Origin of the sequence: Paenibacillus sp. GM1FR (assembly GCF_002803315.1) — a bacterium.
GTDB lineage: Bacteria > Bacillota > Bacilli > Paenibacillales > Paenibacillaceae > Paenibacillus > Paenibacillus amylolyticus.
In genome coordinates, this window is record NZ_MKZL01000018.1 from 12759 (window position 1) to 31275 (window position 18517).

General features: G+C 44.8%; 18 protein-coding genes. 16 read left to right on the forward strand and 2 right to left on the reverse strand.

The genetic code is table 11. The features are described 5' to 3' along the window. Positions 1-36 precede the first annotated feature (36 nt). From PAEAM_RS14425 to PAEAM_RS14440, 4 genes are all read left to right on the forward strand, one after another. The gene (locus tag PAEAM_RS14425; protein WP_100528034.1) at positions 37-399 is read left to right on the forward strand and encodes an Asp23/Gls24 family envelope stress response protein; all 363 of its coding nucleotides are present in this window, start codon (positions 37-39) and stop codon (positions 397-399) included. 32 nt (positions 400-431) lie between these two features. Continuing rightward, on the forward strand, positions 432-1040 hold the full coding sequence (locus PAEAM_RS14430; RefSeq protein ID WP_100528035.1) for a GNAT family N-acetyltransferase: 609 nt from the start codon (positions 432-434) through the stop codon (positions 1038-1040). A gap of 248 nt (positions 1041-1288) precedes the next feature. Beyond that, positions 1289-1894, forward strand: a complete 606-nt coding sequence (locus PAEAM_RS14435; RefSeq protein ID WP_100528036.1) for a pentapeptide repeat-containing protein — start codon at positions 1289-1291, stop codon at positions 1892-1894. Positions 1895-2037: 143 nt separating this feature from the next. Continuing rightward, positions 2038-2421, forward strand: a complete 384-nt coding sequence (locus tag PAEAM_RS14440; protein WP_100528037.1) for a hypothetical protein — start codon at positions 2038-2040, stop codon at positions 2419-2421. Positions 2422-2578: 157 nt separating this feature from the next. Here PAEAM_RS14440 and PAEAM_RS14445 read toward each other — a convergent pair whose 3' ends face one another. Further along, on the reverse strand, positions 2579-4084 hold the full coding sequence (locus PAEAM_RS14445; protein WP_100528038.1) for an MFS transporter: 1506 nt from the start codon (positions 4082-4084) through the stop codon (positions 2579-2581). 139 nt (positions 4085-4223) lie between these two features. On the opposite strand from PAEAM_RS14445, the gene PAEAM_RS14450 reads away from it, so the two are divergent. The 9 genes from PAEAM_RS14450 (at position 4224) to PAEAM_RS14490 (ending at position 14450) form a co-directional block, all read left to right on the forward strand. Further along, the gene (locus tag PAEAM_RS14450; RefSeq protein ID WP_100528039.1) at positions 4224-5063 is read left to right on the forward strand and encodes a MerR family transcriptional regulator; all 840 of its coding nucleotides are present in this window, start codon (positions 4224-4226) and stop codon (positions 5061-5063) included. 383 nt (positions 5064-5446) lie between these two features. Next, positions 5447-6925, forward strand: coding sequence for an Lsa family ABC-F type ribosomal protection protein (locus PAEAM_RS14455; RefSeq protein WP_100528040.1), 1479 nt, complete (start codon positions 5447-5449; stop codon positions 6923-6925). 151 nt (positions 6926-7076) lie between these two features. Continuing rightward, the gene (locus tag PAEAM_RS14460) at positions 7077-7643 is read left to right on the forward strand and encodes a TetR/AcrR family transcriptional regulator (RefSeq protein WP_036608234.1); all 567 of its coding nucleotides are present in this window, start codon (positions 7077-7079) and stop codon (positions 7641-7643) included. Between the two features lie 354 nt (positions 7644-7997). Next, positions 7998-9152: a glycosyltransferase family 2 protein gene (locus tag PAEAM_RS14465; RefSeq protein ID WP_017688647.1), complete on the forward strand. Its 1155-nt coding sequence runs from the start codon at positions 7998-8000 to the stop codon at positions 9150-9152. Positions 9153-9189: 37 nt separating this feature from the next. Further along, a complete protein-coding gene (locus tag PAEAM_RS14470; protein ID WP_036670800.1) occupies positions 9190-10497 on the forward strand; it encodes an aminotransferase class III-fold pyridoxal phosphate-dependent enzyme in 1308 nt (435 codons plus the stop codon). A 42-nt stretch (positions 10498-10539) separates the two neighbouring features. After that, complete coding sequence (locus tag PAEAM_RS14475) at positions 10540-11571, forward strand: zinc-dependent alcohol dehydrogenase (RefSeq protein WP_036608226.1); 1032 nt, start codon at positions 10540-10542, stop codon at positions 11569-11571. 92 nt (positions 11572-11663) lie between these two features. Next, entirely contained in the window at positions 11664-12908 is a 1245-nt protein-coding gene (locus tag PAEAM_RS14480; RefSeq protein ID WP_051449724.1) for an MFS transporter, read from the forward strand. Positions 12909-13175: 267 nt separating this feature from the next. Next, the gene (locus PAEAM_RS14485; protein WP_100528042.1) at positions 13176-13769 is read left to right on the forward strand and encodes a DUF1349 domain-containing protein; all 594 of its coding nucleotides are present in this window, start codon (positions 13176-13178) and stop codon (positions 13767-13769) included. Between the two features lie 39 nt (positions 13770-13808). Next, positions 13809-14450: an HAD family hydrolase gene (locus PAEAM_RS14490; RefSeq protein ID WP_047842847.1), complete on the forward strand. Its 642-nt coding sequence runs from the start codon at positions 13809-13811 to the stop codon at positions 14448-14450. On the opposite strand, the gene PAEAM_RS14495 is transcribed toward PAEAM_RS14490, so the two are convergent. Continuing rightward, positions 14447-15262, reverse strand: coding sequence for an AraC family transcriptional regulator (locus tag PAEAM_RS14495; RefSeq protein WP_051447072.1), 816 nt, complete (start codon positions 15260-15262; stop codon positions 14447-14449). The two genes, PAEAM_RS14490 and PAEAM_RS14495, sit on opposite strands and share 4 nt — an antisense overlap. Before the next feature lie 295 nt (positions 15263-15557). Here PAEAM_RS14495 and PAEAM_RS14500 point away from each other — a divergent pair, with 295 nt between their 5' ends. From PAEAM_RS14500 to PAEAM_RS14510, 3 genes are all read left to right on the forward strand, one after another. Continuing rightward, positions 15558-16700: an NAD(P)/FAD-dependent oxidoreductase gene (locus tag PAEAM_RS14500; RefSeq protein ID WP_100528043.1), complete on the forward strand. Its 1143-nt coding sequence runs from the start codon at positions 15558-15560 to the stop codon at positions 16698-16700. After that, positions 16697-16984, forward strand: a complete 288-nt coding sequence (locus tag PAEAM_RS14505) for a hypothetical protein (RefSeq protein ID WP_076249416.1) — start codon at positions 16697-16699, stop codon at positions 16982-16984. The genes PAEAM_RS14500 and PAEAM_RS14505 overlap by 4 nt, the downstream gene beginning before the upstream one ends. Positions 16985-17198: 214 nt before the next feature. Then, the gene (locus PAEAM_RS14510) at positions 17199-18434 is read left to right on the forward strand and encodes a cytochrome P450 (RefSeq protein WP_047842850.1); all 1236 of its coding nucleotides are present in this window, start codon (positions 17199-17201) and stop codon (positions 18432-18434) included. Positions 18435-18517: the final 83 nt, after the last annotated feature.

The following is an 18517-nucleotide window of genomic DNA, read 5'->3' on the forward strand; positions in this document are numbered from 1 at the left end:
CTATCAAAAATGCGGATATAAAGAGGGGGACCTAGGATGTCCATTCAAACTGTTTTGGGAAAAATTCAAATATCGGATGATGTTATCTCCAAAATTGTCGGCAAGATTACGAATACCACCAGTGAAATTTCCTCCATGTCGACAGGACTTATAGAAGGGGTCACCAAAAAGTGGAGCGGGAAAAGTCTGCAAAATGGCATACATATCCGCAAGGTAGAATCAAGACTGGAGATAAACTTAAAGGTTGTCGTTAGTTATGGAACGAAAGTGCATGAAGTCTGCAGGGATTTGCAAAACAATGTGAGATTGCATGTGGAACAGCTGACCGGATTAACCATTGATACGGTGAATGTGATCGTTGAGGGGTTATCATTCAACCAACCTGCTGCCAAGCTTTAATCCAATTTCAGCTACCTAGAGGAGTGACAGCGATGAATAAGATTTCCATAACAAAAGCCAGTCCACAATCATTAGTCGGCGGGCAACTAAATCAGATGGCACTTGAATATATGGCCTATTCGCTTGCAGGTACCAAGGATAAAGGCATTATAGAGAAAACATTTAACAAGTTATGGCGTTCGAATCAGAACCGATTCAGTCACCAATATGCTTATGAAGCTAAAATGGGTAACCAAACGCTGGGCATGATCATGTGTTATCCGACCACTATAATGAACAAACTTGCTTTACCAACGTTCTCCAAACTGTTTGAACTTCGTAAATGGAGCCTGATTAAGTATAATCTCCAACACTGGAAAGAGTTCTACTCCATGGTGACATTGAAAGAAGCGGAGAACGACGAGTACCATATCGGAACATTGGCTACCTTGCCTGAAAGCAGGTGTCTTGGTGTAGGGACACAGCTCATTCATTTTGCTGAGGAGCAAGCTATAACACAAGGTCTGTCCAAATCTTCACTTACGGTTAAAAAGGAAAATCTACTAGCAATTAAACTCTACGAGCGTTTGGGATACCAGAGAGTAGGGGAAATCAATAAACCTTCGCTATCCTTGTACCGAATGTCCAAAATACTGGTGTAGTGCTTTCTAAGAAGATTAGAATAAGCAACTGGAAGGTTCACATATATAAGCCCACATTGGAACAGTTAAAAGTGTGAGCTGGAGGGGCGCTTTATGCGTCCCTTTTTTAGTTCTTCAGATTTTTCTCATAAAAAAAGTAACTTGACTTTTGTGGGTGTTTAAGCAGGTACTTGACAGGGGTGTGGTATAGTATAAAAAGTTCTTTTAATGAAAAAAGACGGAGAAATATACAGTGTGGGGTGTAACCAGTGTATCAATATAAGGATCAGGAATATGAAGCAGTACATTTTGAGGGACGTGACCTGCGCTATGGAGAACTCATAAGTTGTGTTTTCAAGCAGTGTACATTTATGAACGCTACTATGGAAGAAATCGAAACGAGTAACTGTCGTTTTATCGAGTGTGACTTCAAAGGGGCTTCCATGAATGGTTCGATTCATACGGAATCGGCTTTTGAAAATTGCACCTTCGGTGGTGCAAATCTCTTTGCTTCCAAATTCAGCTCCTGCAAGATGACAGGCTCAGACTTTTCAGGTGCGCAAATGGATGGCATCACACTAAGTCACGGCGATTGGTCCTACACAAATCTGAGACATACACGTTTGGGGAAACAGGATCTGCGAGGAATTCGTTTCTTCGAGGCTGACTTTACGGACACGGATTTCACTAAAGCGGATTTGAGAGACAGTGATCTTACCCGAGTTGTATTAAGCAGAGCCAAGTTGCAAGGAGCCGATCTTAGAGGGGCTAACCTGGAAGGCATCGATCTGAAATCACTGGATATCAAAGGTGTACGTTTGGATCGCGAACAAGCCGTTCTGTTTGTACGCTCGTATGGTGCGAAAGTAGACTAAGTTGAGTTGAACATACACAGCATGAAGCCGCCCTTAAGGCGGCTTTTTTGACTTTGAGGTTTTCCGATTCAAAGAGAATAGGCAGGAAAAAGAGATCTAAACAAGAAGTAGTTAACATAAGTTTCAACTAAAAGGAGGTTATCATGACCGTCACATTAATTATTATTGTTGCTATTATTGTCTTTGGGCTTATAACAGGCACGATCACTACGATTATGGCATTTAAACTGTTACGTAACAATAAAGAGAAATATCACCTTCGCAAGAGCATTCTGATGGACGGAATTCCAACAGAAGCAATAATTCATGATATTGTACAGACATCATCCAGTATGGATGGAAGGCCTGGCGTGCGATTGGATCTGACTGTAACCCAAGTTGACGGCCGCACCTTCCCAACAATTGTAGAGACTTATATTCCAATCACACATATTCCCCATTTTCAGAAAGGAAATGTCATTAACGTAAGATACATTGCGATGGGGAATGAACGAAAAGTTGAGGTAGAGGATGCCTACCTTCCGTGAGGTGCCGCATGGTGGTAAGCTTCGGTTATCAGGCATATCAAAAACCATTACCTGAAACAACTCAGGTAATGGCTTTTGACGTTAATTTAATTGAGTTAATCCTCTTCTTTTGACATATTTCGTATATACCTCGCTTTGTTTCATGAAGTGAATTTCATTACGTTTTAACGCTGTGCTTTTGGGCTCGTTTCAAGCGCACAGCAACCCAACTCATAATCAGAGCAGCAATGAACAGAAATACGGTCACACCTGCAATGACAACAAAGAAGGATTGGTCAAATGCAGCAAAGGCGGCATTTTTGAGCGATTCAGCAGACGCAGCGGGCAAGCTTTCGGCAGCGATAAGCGCTTCATCCAGACTGTCTTTCGCATTGGCTGGCACACTAATCCCCGCAGGAATCTTCATAGCGAGTGTGTAGAAAAGGGTCGACATGCTGCCGATGATCGCAATACCGGATGCTCCGCCCAGCTCATAACCCACTTCCTCAATGGAAGCGGCCATGCCCGCTTTGTGTGGTGGGGCATAACTCATAATGGAATGTGATGCAGCGGTCATCCCTGATCCAAGACCTGCACCAAGCAGTGCCAAGCCGATAATCTGCCCAGTGAACCCAGCATTGAAACACATCAGATACGTCCCCATGCCAAGGGCAGCGATGAAGAGAGTGAAGCTTTTGATATATACAACATCCACACGGTGCATAATGGCCCCCGTAACAGGTCCGGCAATGAGTGCTGCAACAGGTATGGATACGGTGAATAGTCCAGCCTGAAGCGGTGACATGCCTTCCACCAGCTGAAGCCGCTGAGTGACCATATATTGCACACCCATTTGTGCAAACAAGCCAACCAGTGCGGTAATAAAGCCGGTGCTGAATCTTGGGATTTTGAATAAGGACAGATCCAGCAGCGGATTGGGACTGTTATTCTGACGGCGAATAAAGATGATCAGGGACAGAACACCGATCACAGCAGCAATGATAGCGAGTGTGAGAGATCCTTCGCGTCTTGTGAATTCCTTAATAGAATAGATAATTCCGACCATGGCAATCATGATCTGAATGGAACTGGTGAAGTCCCACTTTTTCGAGGTATCCCCTTGATGTTTAGGGATCATTTTCAAGGCGAATACAAACGCGATAATGGCTATGGGCAGGTTAATCAGAAACACAGAACCCCACCAGAAATGTTGAAGAAGCAGTCCACCAACAATCGGTCCCAATCCAGCACCACCTGATGCAATGGAACCCCAGATGCCGATTGCCAGTGCGAGTTCTCGCTCATTCGTAAACGTAACTCTGATAATCGACAATGTTGCTGGCATCATCATGGAGGCACCTACGGCGAGAAGAATTCTGCTCATGACCAGCATAGCCGGTACTGGAGAAAAGGCAGCAGCAAGAGAAGCAGCAGAAAAGACGACCAAGCCCAGGGTAAATATTTTTTTATGACCAAGACGGTCCCCGAGTGTTCCCATTGCAGGAAGAAGACCCGCCATGACAAGGGAGTAACCGTTCAGAATCCATAATTTCTCCGAAGCAGATGCACCGAGATCATGGGTCAAGCTGGGTAGGGCTGTGTACAGGATGGTCATATCCATCACAATGAGTAATAGTGCACTTGAGACAATAACAAGAATCATCCAACGTTTGAATTTTGACATGTTTCCCTCCGACGATATGAATAACTTACAATTTTAGACTAAACTATCGGGTAACCCTATAGTCAAACTTTTCTTTACACACTATAATGCATGTATATTGATAAAACTTAGACTACATATGTACATGGAGGGCCCATAGATGGCTGGACATCACGCACAACACTTTACCACCAGTGAATTTGCCAAGATCTGCGGAGTGACCAAACATACCTTGTTTCATTATGACGAGATTGGGCTGTTAAAGCCTGAATATACCAATGCCAAGGGCTACCGCTATTATGGTATGCAACAAACGTATGTGCTGGATGTCATACATGTGCTGAAGAAGGCAGGAAGCTCACTCCAAGAGATTAAGTCGTTTATTCAAAATCAGAATACACCATTGTTAATTGAGCTGTTTGAACAGAAATTAAAGGCACTTGAGTTGGAGCAGCAACGAATCAAACGTATGCAAAAGCTGCTAAGTGGTGCAATAGAAATGACGAAACAAGCCACGGATGCTTCTCCTGAAGGGCTGCATATCGAACAATGTGAGCTGGAGTATTTTATTACTGTTCAACTGGAGCAAGGGGATGGGGATAAGGAATTCTTCCGTAAATTCATTGAATACAGGACCCATTGTGATGAACAGATGATCGACTATGAGTTTCCGGTATGGACGATCTTAACTCAGGAGCACTATGAGGCAGGAGAATACTATCCGGATTACTTTGGCAACAAAATAAAAGCTCCCATTCCAGGGGAAACGATATGGATTAAGCCAAAAGGGATGTATGCCGTCATGAATCATCGAGGTTCATACGAAAGCATGCCGGAGACGTATTCCCTCATGAAAGAGGAGATAGAAAAAGAGGGACTGCAAGTCTGTGGACATGTGTATGCACTGGACCTGCTCACTTATTTTGCAGAAAGTAATCCCGATGAGTACATCATCAAAATTTACATAGAGGTGTGTAAGCCAGAAAACACAATGGTTTAACGGTACGGGGATGGAAGATGAGATCGAGGCTACACTGTCTTGACCCATATCGTATTCCATGTTAAGTTTTCTGTATTAAATTTTGAACTTTCAAAGGGGGGATAGAGTCATGACTGAATTAGAGGTTGTGGATGTTTATGTGGACCTGTCAACAAACATGAACAGTGGCATGGTTCACAATATGACTAATCAGAATCCGACACTTTGTCCTCCTATGCATAGATCTACTTGGCGCTGAGTGGTTTATCGCCAGGTTTCTTTATTGTATAAGCGAATCTAAATTCTGATTATGTTCAAATATTAAAGTGAGGGAATCCATGCCATGTTCTATGGTGAAATCCCGTCAGTTTACTTTTATATTTCACATAAAAAGGATGATATGCATGTCTTTAATCAACGTTACCAACCTGACCTTTGCTTATGAAGGCAGTTACGATAATATATTTGAAAATGTTAGTTTTCAGTTGGACTCCGATTGGAAATTGGGTTTTACCGGAAGGAACGGCAGAGGCAAAACGACATTCCTCAATCTTTTGCTTGGCAAATATGAATACAGCGGACATATCTCTGCGAATGTTAGCTTTGAATACTTTCCTTTCCAGGTAGAAAATAAGGGAGCCATGACCGTTGATGTCATCGGCGAGATTCATCCTGAATATCTACACTGGCAAGTTGTGCGCGAGCTTAACCTGTTAAAAGTGTCAGAAGATGTGTTGTATCGGCCTTTTGATACGTTATCCAACGGAGAACAAACAAAGGTGATGCTGGCTGCTTTGTTCCTGAAGGATAATCGGTTTCTGCTCATAGATGAACCTACCAATCATCTTGATCTCCATGCAAGACAAATCGTCAGTAATTATCTTGGTAGCAAGAGTGGATTTATTTTGGTATCTCACGATCGATCCTTTCTGGATCACAGCGTGGACCATATCCTTTCCATCAATAAAAGTAACATCGAGATTCAGAAAGGCAATTTCTCCGCTTGGTGGGAAAATAAAAGAAGGCAAGATCAGTTTGAACTTGCGAGTAATGAGAAATTAATAAAGGATATCAAGCGTTTATCCGATTCAGCCAAACGGACCGGTGGATGGTCGCATGAAGTTGAAAAGACCAAAAATGGTACGAGAAATTCCGGCTCCAAGGTGGATAAAGGATATATTGGGCACAAGGCTGCCAAAATGATGAAACGTTCCAAAAATATCGAACAAAGGCAGCAATCTGCGATTCAAGAGAAATCCAAACTTCTCAAAAATATCGAGAGTGCAGAACGTTTACAGATTCATCAGCTGGATTTTCACAAGCAGGAACTTGTTGAATTGGAACATGTGTCGATATCATATGGCTCCAATACGGTGTGTAAGGATGTCAGTATCACGGTTGAACAAGGGGATCGTATTAACCTGTACGGTAAAAATGGATCTGGCAAATCAAGCATTCTTAAACTGATCTGTGGTGAAGATATCCCTTATACAGGTCTTTTCAGAAAGGATCATCAGCTTAAAATCTCGTATGTGTCGCAGGACACGTCCGATCTCGGAGGACATTTATCTGAGTATGCGGCCACACAGGGGATTGATGAAAGCCTGTTTAAATCGATACTTCGAAAGTTGGATTTTTCCAGACTGCAATTGGAGAAAAATATCTCAACGTTTAGCGCAGGTCAAAAAAAGAAAGTGCTCATTGCCAAAAGTCTTAGTGAGAAAGCTCATCTGCATATTTGGGATGAACCACTCAACTTTGTAGATGTCATTTCACGTATGCAGATCGAAGACTTACTCTTGGAATACTCGCCAACCCTGCTTTTTGTAGAGCATGATCGTGAATTTTGTACAAATATTGCAACGAGAATCATCGAACTGTAAGTAACGTGAAAGATAACCATGCTAAGAGCCGCCAAATGGCGGCTTTTAGTATTACTCGTGAGGAAGTATGCTATAATTTTATAATCTCATCCAATCATTTGATGGATGACTAGATCAATTGTAGACTAATTCGCCAAGAGGTGTAATACCAATGAAAAAGGAAATGACAACAATCAAACAAACCAGGCTTCATTCCATTTTGGACGAGGCCACCAAATTGCTGATTGAAAAACCGAATGCTTCTATGAATGAGATTGCAGAATCTGCAAAAATCGGGATCGCTACGTTACATCGATATGTGGAAAGCCGTGAACAGCTCATGGTATATCTCGGATTACGCGCAATCGAGGTGGTCAGTGAGACCATGAAAGAAATCCAACTGGATGAGGAGCACTGTGAAAAGTACATACCTGAGCTGATCGAGGCGCTGATTCCATTAGGCGACAAAATTTATTTTCTGGCTCATGACACCACCATTAACTATAATCCCGAGATTGAGGGAGCAGATCTGAAACTGAGAGAACCTGTATTACACGCGGTCGGTCTGTTACAACAGAAAGGTTATTTCCGCTCCGATCTCGATAAAACCTGGATTGTCGATGTGTTGTATTCCATCATGTTCCTGACGTGGCAGCAGGTTGTAAGTGGTCATATCGCGAGAAAAGCAGCCCCTGCGCTTGTGGTAGATACGTTTTATCATGGATTTAAGCAACGATAGCTAAAGGTTAATTCAGCGAGAATCAATAGATTTCCATCAAGCGAACACCCCAAAAAAAGTCGAATGTATCGTTAGATACACAGACTCTTTGAGGGTGTTTTTTTGCGTTCACAACAGCGTTTCTCAGTGCGCAAGCTGCAAAAACTTGATTTTCTCACATATTCAAATATTAACAGAGTTCAGAATTTAAGATTTTCAGTTTACAAAAAATGATATAAATTTCTAGTAGATTCAAATCATTACCAAATAAAGACAAAATATTCAAACGAGGGGGCCGGGCAGAAATACCTTCAATTGTGCAGTTCAAAATCAGCTTATGTACTCATTCCATCAACCCAAATCAGGAGGGATTCCATGCTTTACACCATTATTGTGCCAGTCAACCAGGACTATAACATTTTGAACCTGTTCACAGATTCGCTACTCCGGACGGTTAGCCCATCCACTCAGATTATTTTCATCAACGATGGTTCCGGCTCAGCAGTCTTTCAACATCTGGATAAACTGAAGCAAGAAGTAAGAGAAGGTGTGACCATCGAGATTCTTCAGCATGATTTTCCACTCGGTTGCGCCGTGTCGATTAATAGCGCACTGAGTCTTGCCAAGGGAGAGTACATTTTCTTCCTGGATTCTGACACCATTCTTCAACCGAACTGGCAACCGATGATGAAAGAGACACTGGATAGCGATATTACGATTGGCATGATTGGAGGGGTTCTGTTGTATCCACAAACAGGAGGCGTGCAGCATTGCGGCATTGCTTTTGCGGACACCATCGGCCGACACCTGTTCCTGAACGCATCTCCTGATGATATCCCAAAAGAAACCTTCTCTGTTCAACTGGTGGTCTTTGCCATGTTTGGCATGAAGCGGGAGGTGTATGAGACCATCGGCAACCTCGATGAGAAGTTCTTTAACGGATACGAGGACTTTGATTATCAGATGCGGGCACGAGCTGCCGGATACGATACGGTCATTAACCCGAATATTCAAGCGTATCACTGGGAACGCAGCAGCGGGATTCACCGCAACTTCAACCGCAAGAACAATCTGGCACGCTTCTGGAAAAAGTGGGGCGGTCAAATCGAGGCTGATGTATGGCCATTCGTTTTCAGTCATCTGAAAGCACAGCTGGAAAGCCAAGAGGAATACCAGCATCTGCCGATTGTCGGGATTGACCTTGCCGAGGTTCGAAGTGATGCCGATACATTCTGGACCAAGCTGGAGGAAGCCGAATTTGCAAATGTAGCCGAAGTACGGGACTATTCAAACCGCTTTAATTCCAATGGGGCCATCTGGCTGCCACAGGTACTGGGCAAGGAACTGATTCATAGTGAGAACCGGTTACTGTTTTTGGTGGACAATTTCGCCCGTTTGCTGGAGAACCGCTACTGGATTGAGATGAGACATGCTCATCGAGCCAAGGATCTGATCATTGATCTGTATGGCAATGTGATCACGATGGATCGCATATACGATGGATGCTGGCCTGGAACCAAAGTTCGGTAATACACTCACAACGAAAATAAACAGGGAGGTACTTAAGGTGAAAGAAAAAGAGAGCACGCTCGATCGTGCCGTACGGTTTACCCGTAATCTGGAGTGGTTGGAACAAGTCGAGAAGGTAATTCCGAGCGGATGCAGCACTTTAGCCAAAGCACCTGAACGTTTATTTCCGGGCCATACACCCGTATGTTGTGCAGAGGCTTATAACTCCCGATTTACAGATATCGACGGGAATGAATGGCTGGATTGCGAAATGGCCATGGGTACGGCGCCATGGGGCCATGCCAGACATGAAGTCCAATTAACCGTCATTCACCAGTTGAAAAAAGGGACAAGCTTTTCTTTACCTGCCGACATCGAGCTTGAATGTGCCGAGTTGATTCTGGAGCGGTTCGAGGGGCGTTATCCATCGCTGCGCTTCACCAAGAGTGGTGCCGATGCAGTGAGTGGGGCCGTGCGTCTGGCCCGTGCCGCTAGTGGCAAAAGCAAGGTTATTGCGACAGCTTATCATGGGTGGCACGACTGGTCTGCCTACGGTTATTATGGTGGCCAGACAAAAGAACGTGGCATACCCGTGGATATCGAGCGTTCAACGATCTGGGTTAACAAGCCTACTACGGAGCGAATTGAGGCTCAGATTACCGCGTCTCCCGAGGATATCGCATGTATTGTTCTATGCCCCAACGAGTGGAAAAAGGACGCGCTGGAGCAAGCCGTAAACCTATGTCGGTCTCTGGACATCATTATCATATTCGATGAGGTAACTTCCGGTATTCGAATGGGCAAGCAGGCTACAGCAGGAGAATATGACATCTGGCCTGATCTGCTCTGTATCTCTAAAGGTATGGCCAACGGTTTACCGCTCGCAGCGGTTATGGGGCCTGAGCACTTGATGTCTTTGTCAGGACAGGTCAGATTCAGTAATGCCCATTCCAGTGAAACGACAGCGCTCGCAGCAGCCATTGCCTGTGAACGATTAATGAAAAATGCGAAAGTATGGCCGACTTGGCGTGATCCGGCAACCCGGATCATGGATCGTCTGGAATCTGAACTTGTATTACTCGGATTGACGGATCAATTGGAAGTGAGAGGGACGTATGCAAGCTTCTGCATTCAATCCCTGGCTGAAGATAACTTCCAGACAGACCCTTTCCGCGAGTTCATGGTGAAGAGAATGGCTCACTTCGGCATTTTCACCAAGGGTTACTTTATTTTCTCTGATGCCCATACACGGGAAGAATTGCTGTGGGTCGAGGAAGCGCTGTTACAGATCCTGTCAGACTGGAAAGAGATTCAGAAGCAGGAACATCTTCATGCGATGCAACTTTCGAAAACGTTTGAAGCTTAATCCATAGATCATAATCGACAATCGACTAGGAGGAATTATTCAATGAAAGCACTCGTATATCAGGATCTCAAACAGGTGACATACCAGGAGATTGAGGAGCCAACCATTCAAAAGCCAAACCAGGTAAAAATTAAAATCTATGGTTCCGGCATCTGCGGGACAGATCTGAATATTGTCAAAGGCAAAGTGCCAGCAAATAAAGGAACGATCATTGGTCATGAAGGTGTAGGCACAGTGGTTGAGGTGGGCGACGACGTTCGTGGTTTCAAGATCGGTGATCGGGTATTGGTTGATCCCACGCAATCTTGCGGTACCTGCTCATACTGCCGTGAGGGTCTGTTCATCTACTGCGAGAATTTTGATGACTATCAAGTAGGGATGACGACGCACGGAACCTTTGCTGAATATTTTGTTGGGGACGAAAAGTATATCTATGCCATTCCGGATTCCATGAGTTGGGAAACGGCCATGATGATCGAACCACTGGGATGTGTACTTCAGACGTTCATGAAAGCAGGAACTAAGCCAAGTGACTCTGTACTGGTCCTTGGTTCTGGAGCAATCGGTTCCCTGTGTCAGCTTGTTAGCAAACGATTGGCAAGGCTTACCGTAGGCACGGAAGTTGATCCATACCGCAAAGAGTTTGCTTCAGGGATCGCGGATCATGTGTTCTATCCTCAGGATCTGACACTGGATAAAGTATACGAGATCAATAATAACAAAAAGTTTGATATTGTAGTGGACGCGGTTGGTAACCAGCTTCATGTAGGATTTGAGCTGATTGCCAAAGGCGGAAAAATTATTCCTATGGGATATGACGACAGTTATGAGGTGACGTTCAAATCAACAGCCGTCATTAATGATGGCATTAGTATCATCGGTGCAGTTGCTAATCACTCGATGATCAGTACGGCACTGAAATTTGCCCAAAGCATCCCGGAACTGGAACAGATGGTGACAGCCAAGGAATTGCTGAGTGATTATGAACAGGCCTTTAATGGAACGATTGGTTATGACATGCATACTGGAGAGAAGTTGCCGATGAATTCGGTCAAAACAGCTCTTATCCTATAAGAGGTACGATAAGCATGTAGACATTGGCGGGTTTGCCGCTGCGAGAAGTTGGAATTCGCAGCGGTGAAAACCGCAGAAGGAAGGGATATCGATTGAAATTGCTTCAAGATTTGCCGAAGAATCCACGCTACTCCATTTTACTCGAACCGGTATGGGCCATTCCAGGCACGATCGTTCTCTTTTACGCTCCTTTATATATGAAGGAAGCCGGACTTTCGGACATAGAAATCGGTTTAATCAATTCGGTGAATCTTTATTTTGCCTTTATCTTTCAATTGTTTGCGGGTTCCATTACGAATAAGCTGGGACGAAAACGAACAACACTGATCTTTGATCTGCTTGCCTGGAGTGTTCCCATGTTCATCTGGGCCTTCTCCCAGAACTTCTGGCTGTTCCTGATCGCTTATTTACTGAATGCAACATCCAAGTTTGTAACGGTCGCCTTTAACTGTCTGATCATAGAGGATGTGGAGGAACACAAACGATCCAAGGTATTTGCCATTCTCAACATGATTATTACAGGGGCTGGGGTACTCACGCCAATTGCTGGGGTGGTCATTGCTGATTATGGTATTGTGCCTACACTCGCCAGCATTTACTTTGTCGGAGGCATCCTCATGACCGCCATGTTTTTCATTCGTAACCGATACACGGATGAGACCGAGGTCGGCAAGGAACTTATGGGATTGCATAGTAAAACCCGCGTGCTTCAGAGCTTGGGTTCCAGTCTGCGCCTGTTTGGAAAATCGTTCTACAAACGGAGACTTTTTCCGATTATTCTGATCACGGTGTTATCCAATCTGATTTTACAGCTGAATTTCTTCCAGGTCATATTCTTCAAGGAACAGTTGAAGTTTGATGACCGTGTCATTTCTTTTATTCCGGTCGTGACCGCGGTGACCGTCATGCTGCTCTATCTGGTCATCATTCCGCGACTGAAACGGCGTTCGGAAGAAAAGTATGTTGGTTTTTCCATCGTGCTTAGCACGGCCGGAGCCATTCTGTTTCTGTTGATCCCTGTGGGGAATATAGGCATGTTGTTTCTCACGCTAATCGTGCTCGCTGCGGGGAACTTCATTTTGCAGACGTACCGGGATTCCCTGTTGATGAACCGATTGGGTACGCATGAGAAAGCCGATATGTTCTCGGCCGTGCAGACCGTCATGACGCTTACAGCCATTCCATCCGGTTACCTGACGGGCCTGCTCTACCATCACAATCCAACACTGTTATTCAGCGTCATTCTTGGTCTATATGTTGTACTAATGGTCATCATGTTCTTCCTGCCAGATCCGCAAAAGCACTCCCAAGTGCTGGAACCTTACAAAAATATGTAGAAAAAGGGGTTTACTGTATCTGGAGCGAATATGTAGTACAGAAAAAAACTAGTAAATGCATGTTCAAAAAGAGCGGTTTTCAGTACCGAGAAGATGGGATGAAGCTAGAAATGGAGTAGCGGAGCGTAGATAGAGCTACGTGAGCAACGGACATTTCGGCTGAATGCCATATTCGATGCTGATGATGCCACTAGGCATCCTTCGTAATCAAAAGCGGACTTTTTGAACTACCTCTAGAACATATTTTAACTTGGGAGGCTGCTAAAAATGACTAACGTAATGACAACAGAAGCACGGAAGCAATGGAGTTGGATGAACGAGCCCGAAAGCTGGTCCTACACGGATCAGGGAGGTGTGCTGGTGGAAGCGAAGGCGGACACCGACTTTTTCCAGGACCCTGCGGGCAAGCATATTCGTGCAACTGCTCCTTTCTTGTCCATGCCTGTGCCTGGCGATTTCGAAATCACAACCCAATTAACCGTTGATATGAAAAATCAATATGATTCCGGATGCCTGATGGTGATGGCGGATGATCTTAACTGGTGCAAAATTTGTTTTGAGTATGATGGCAAAGTGCCTACCATCGTGTCGGTGGTGACACGTGATGGTTCATCGGATGATTGTAATTCGGTGGAAGTCTCCGTACCTAATCCCTATCTGCGTATACGCAAAGTAGAGGGCTGCATATCATTCTTTTATTCACCCGATGGGGATGAGTGGAAACTAATTCGTTATTTCGGCATGCCGATACAAGGGGAACTTCGAGCTGGATTAGTTGTTCAGTCGCCGACTGGAACGGGCTGTACGTGTCACTTTTTATCGGTGAACGTTACTCATCCGGACTTGACCGCACGTTTCTAATCCGCTCCCCTGGCCGATCACTGGAGGGAGAACAGGTTCATGGTAAAAGCATTTATATTTGATTTTGATGGACTCATTGTTGATACAGAGACACCTTGGTATTATGCGTTTCGCGATATTTATGAAGAGCACGGAGTGGAACTTGGTCTGGAGCTTTGGTCGAAAAATGTGGGGACATCCTTTGAGGAATTTCATCCATTTCTGTATCTGGAGCAAGCGCTCCAAAAAAAGATAGATCATGATCATATCAAACTGCTCTCTGAACAGAAATACGAAGTCTATTTAGGACAGGCCGCCATTCTTCCAGGGGTGTATGAATTGCTTCAGTCTGCGAGGGAAAAGGGGATTCAGCTTGCGGTTGCTTCCAGCTCCACACGGGACTGGGTGCATGGTTACTTGCAGAAATTAGGCATTTTTGATTATTTCACAGTCGTTCATACATCCGAGGATGTGAAGCGAGTGAAACCGGACCCTGAACTGTACCTTCTTGCTCTCCAGAGTCTTGGGATCGAGGCTTCCGAAGCGATTGTGTTCGAAGACTCACCTAATGGCTTGAAGGCAGCCAATGCAGCAGGTATTCGGTGTATCATCGTACCTAACGAGGTAACGCGTGGTCTGGAATTCGCCATGCATGAACTGCGGTTATCCTCGCTGGCCGAGATTGATGTGGAGGCGCTCTAATCCAGATACTGCTTGCGTAGCTCGATAGGGGAGATCCCTTCGTATTTTTTGAACACTGATCCAAAGTAACTGGCACTGTTGAAACCAACGGCTTTGGCTATTTCATGAGCGGTCGTAGCGTTATTTTCGATGAGCATTTCCTTGGCTTTCAACAACCGATATCGCATCAGATATTCCAATGGAGTCATTTGAAATTCTTTTTTGAATATCCGATTGAGGTGCTGCTCGGTAACGTCCATCTGCTCAGCCAACAAGGGGAGAGAAATATCCTGATGATAATTTTGTTTGATAAAAGTAATGAGTTCATCCAATCTTAATCGGGCATCAGAACGTTCGTAAGCACTATAGCGTTCACCTTCAATGGTTAATCTGACCAAAAGCATGTACAGTAATGCGGATACGTGCCAGATCTGATCCTTGTGCCGGGACTGCAGCGCCAACGTAATTTCACGCAACAGGATATGAAGCATTCCATCCGGCTTGAAGGCGCGCAGCTCCCCGATCTGCAAGGTATGCAAGAACCGTGGCAACAAATAGCCATTGAAAGACAGACAATCAAATCGTAATGAATCACTCAGATTGTGGTAACGGTAGGTTACCTCCGGGAACAAAATGAGAGCGGTCCCTTTTTTGATCGAAAATTCATGATTTTTTGCTGCGATTCGCCCTGTTCCTCCGATGCACTGTACAATGCTGTAATCCCGTGAATGGTCGCTCCAATTCATCAATTCATCAACGGTCAACTGGTTTTGCCCTGTAATCATGAGCGGCATATCGGTATCCAGCGGATTCCCCATACTAGGTTTCGGCATCGTCGTGTTATTCCTCTTTTCGTTAAAGGATCATGTGCGTAAGTGGCGTGGTTACAGCGTTAAAAGAAACCTAGAAAGAATTATATTACATAAATGGAATAATTTTAATTGAATGACGGGCAATATATAAAACGTTTTCATATAAATGCTTCAACGATTATTAATTGGATGAATGAGTATGAACTGTAGTCTGATCAGCCTCTATTTATGGATCTAAAAGTACGCCCGCCTTGCCAACAGAATGCGAAACGGTATACGCTATAACGAATGAGTGATTAAGGGAAGGGATGCAAACATGAAGAAAGTCATCGTAGTCGGATCGGGTATTCTGGGGGCATCAACAGCCTATCAATTAGCCAAACATGGCGCAGAGGTCATCATCGTAGATCGAAAAGATATAGGACAGGCAACGGATGCAGCTGCCGGTATCATCTGTCCATGGCTGTCACAGCGTCGCAATCAGGACTGGTATCAGCTCGCCAAGGCTGGTGCGCGGTTCTATCCGGGCATCATAGCGGAGCTTAAAGCCGAAGGAGAAACGGAAACCGGTTATGCTCAAGTGGGCGCGCTTAGTATTCATACGGATGTGGACAAAATCAATAAGATGGAAGAGCGGGCCCATCTTCGCAAAGCAGCTGCGCCGGAGATTGGCGACATTACACCTCTTGATGACAAAGAAACCCGTGAACGTTTTCCATTGCTGGATGAACGTTATCAATCGGTACATATCAGCGGTGCTGCACGTATAGATGGAAGAGCGCTGCGCGATGCCTTGATCCGGTCTGCACAGCGAAATGGAGCGGAAGTGATCCATGGAGACGCCACGCTTCAATTCGAAGCGGATCGGGTCACTGGTGTGAGTGTTAATGATCAGAGTTTCCTGGCAGATGAAGTTATTGTCTGTGCAGGTGCTTGGGCCAACGAACTGCTGAAGCCACTCGGCATACACTTTAAAGTGCATTATCAAAAGGCACAAATTATGCATCTACATGTCACGGATGGGGAGGATACAGGCCGCTGGCCTGTGATCATGCCTCCTTCTGATCAATATCTGCTGGCCTTTGATCAACAGAAGATTGTGATTGGTGCCACTCATGAAAATGATGTGGAGGGTTATGATACAAGAGTAACTGCAGGGGGCATGCAGGAAGTTTTGAATAAAGGTCTGGAACTGGCGCCGGGGCTAGCCAATAGCACATTCCAGGAGGTAAGAGTTGGGTTCCGTCCGTTCACACCTGGCTTTCTGCCAGTAATGGGGGCTGTTCCAGGCTGGCAAGGTCTGATTACCGCGAATGGACTTGGAGCCTCTGGACTGACCATGGGTCCTTTTATCGGGAGTCAACTGGCGAAACTAGCTCTAGGCATGGAACTGGATATCGATATTGAGCCCTACACTGTTGGCAAAGCAATGGATGAAATTGAAAGAGGTGAGTCATGACTTATTCACAACGTGTATCCGATGGAGCGAACTCGTCCGACATCGTATATCTGGAGCATCAGATTGGTACGACGAAAGAAAAACTGCGCATAGCTTTGGAGAAACAAGAAACATACAAAAGCGAATTGTCGGAATTGAAGTCATCACCAATCAGGAATGTATCCGAAGACAGTTCTGAAGAGCAAATCTTAATGGAGAAGGCAAGCCAAACGAAGAACTTGATTGAAACCCTGTCTGAACAACTGGAGCAACTACAGGAAGCATTAGCGAAACTAGGCGATTGATCGGCTCTATGGCTTATCTCTTTGAGACATCAACAGAAATAATATACGATACGTATAAAACGAAAACCCCTTATATTAAGGGGTTTTTCTGATTTAGTTCAAATTGTTTATATCAATAAATGAACGTATGGTATAAAATGGAATCAGGTGCTGAACTGTCAATTCAGGTACCCATGTAACCAATCACGAAACTATGCTGAGAGGTGGATTCCAAATGTATAAAGAAGTGATACGTGTTGAGGACATCACGGGGTTTCAGTCGAGATCTGAAGAGTTTTTCCCACTTCACTGGTTTCGAAAAATGCTGTCCGAGCATCCTGTGTACTATCACGAAGATACAGACACCTGGAATGTGTTCAGATACGATGATGTGAAGCAGGTCCTCAGTAATCATGAGTATTTTTCAGCCGAAGGAACCCGGACAACGATTGCCGTTGGAGCAAAGAACAATGAAGGCACACCTCCAGACAAATTAAACATATCAAGTATCGATCCTCCCCGTCATCAAAAAAGTCGTTCGTTGTTATCGGCTGCTTTTACACCTCGTAGTCTGAAAAACTGGGAGCCACGAATTCGCAACATTGCAGAGCAGCTGGTAGCCGATATTGAGCCAAATACGACGATTGATATTGTTCAAGCGTTGGCCGCTCCACTACCTTCGATGGTTATGGCCGATCTGCTCGGCATCCCTCTTACAGACAGCCATCGCTTCAAGAACTGGGTAGATATTTTGTTTCAACCCATCAATCCAAAGACGGCTGAAGAGAGTGAACTGAAAAAACAAACTGCCGCGCAAGAGTATTATCAATTCCTGTATCCTATTGTGGTTCATAAACGGACTCATCCTGGTGAGGATATCATTACGGATCTGTTAAATGTTGATGTTGAAGGTGAGAAGTTCACGGAGGATGAGGTTGTTCGCACGACCATGCTTCTGCTTGGAGCCGGTATAGAGACAACGAGTCATATGGTTTCAAATACGTTCTATTCCTTCCTCTACGATGACCCGAGCTTGTATGGCCAACTCAGGCAGAACCCCGAATGGGTTCCGCTCGCAGTGGAAGAAATGCTTCGTTATAGGTTCCATAATGCCAAGCGGCATCGGACGGTAAAGCAGGATAATCAACTGCTCGGAGTGGATTTGAAAAAAGGAGATGTTGTCATCTCCTGGATGAGTGCAGCCAATATGGATGAGCAGATGTTTGAAGACCCCTTTGAGCTGAATATTCATCGTCGGAATAACAAAAGACATCTTACCTTTGGTAATGGCCCACACTTTTGTCTAGGGGCCCCGCTGGCAAGAATGGAACTAAGCATTGCCTTGACAGCATTTGTGGAGAAGATTGCTCGGATTGAACCGGTGGAGTCCTTTGATCTGGAGAATAATCTGGCCACTTCAGCTCCGGGACAGTCATTGACCCATCTGCCAGTGAAGATCGTTGCGGAGTGAGAAGGAATCATACGGGACACAACCTAAAAAGCGGCAGATCAGACGTAAACGTCTTGATCTGCCGCTTTGTTATGCAAGCAAGT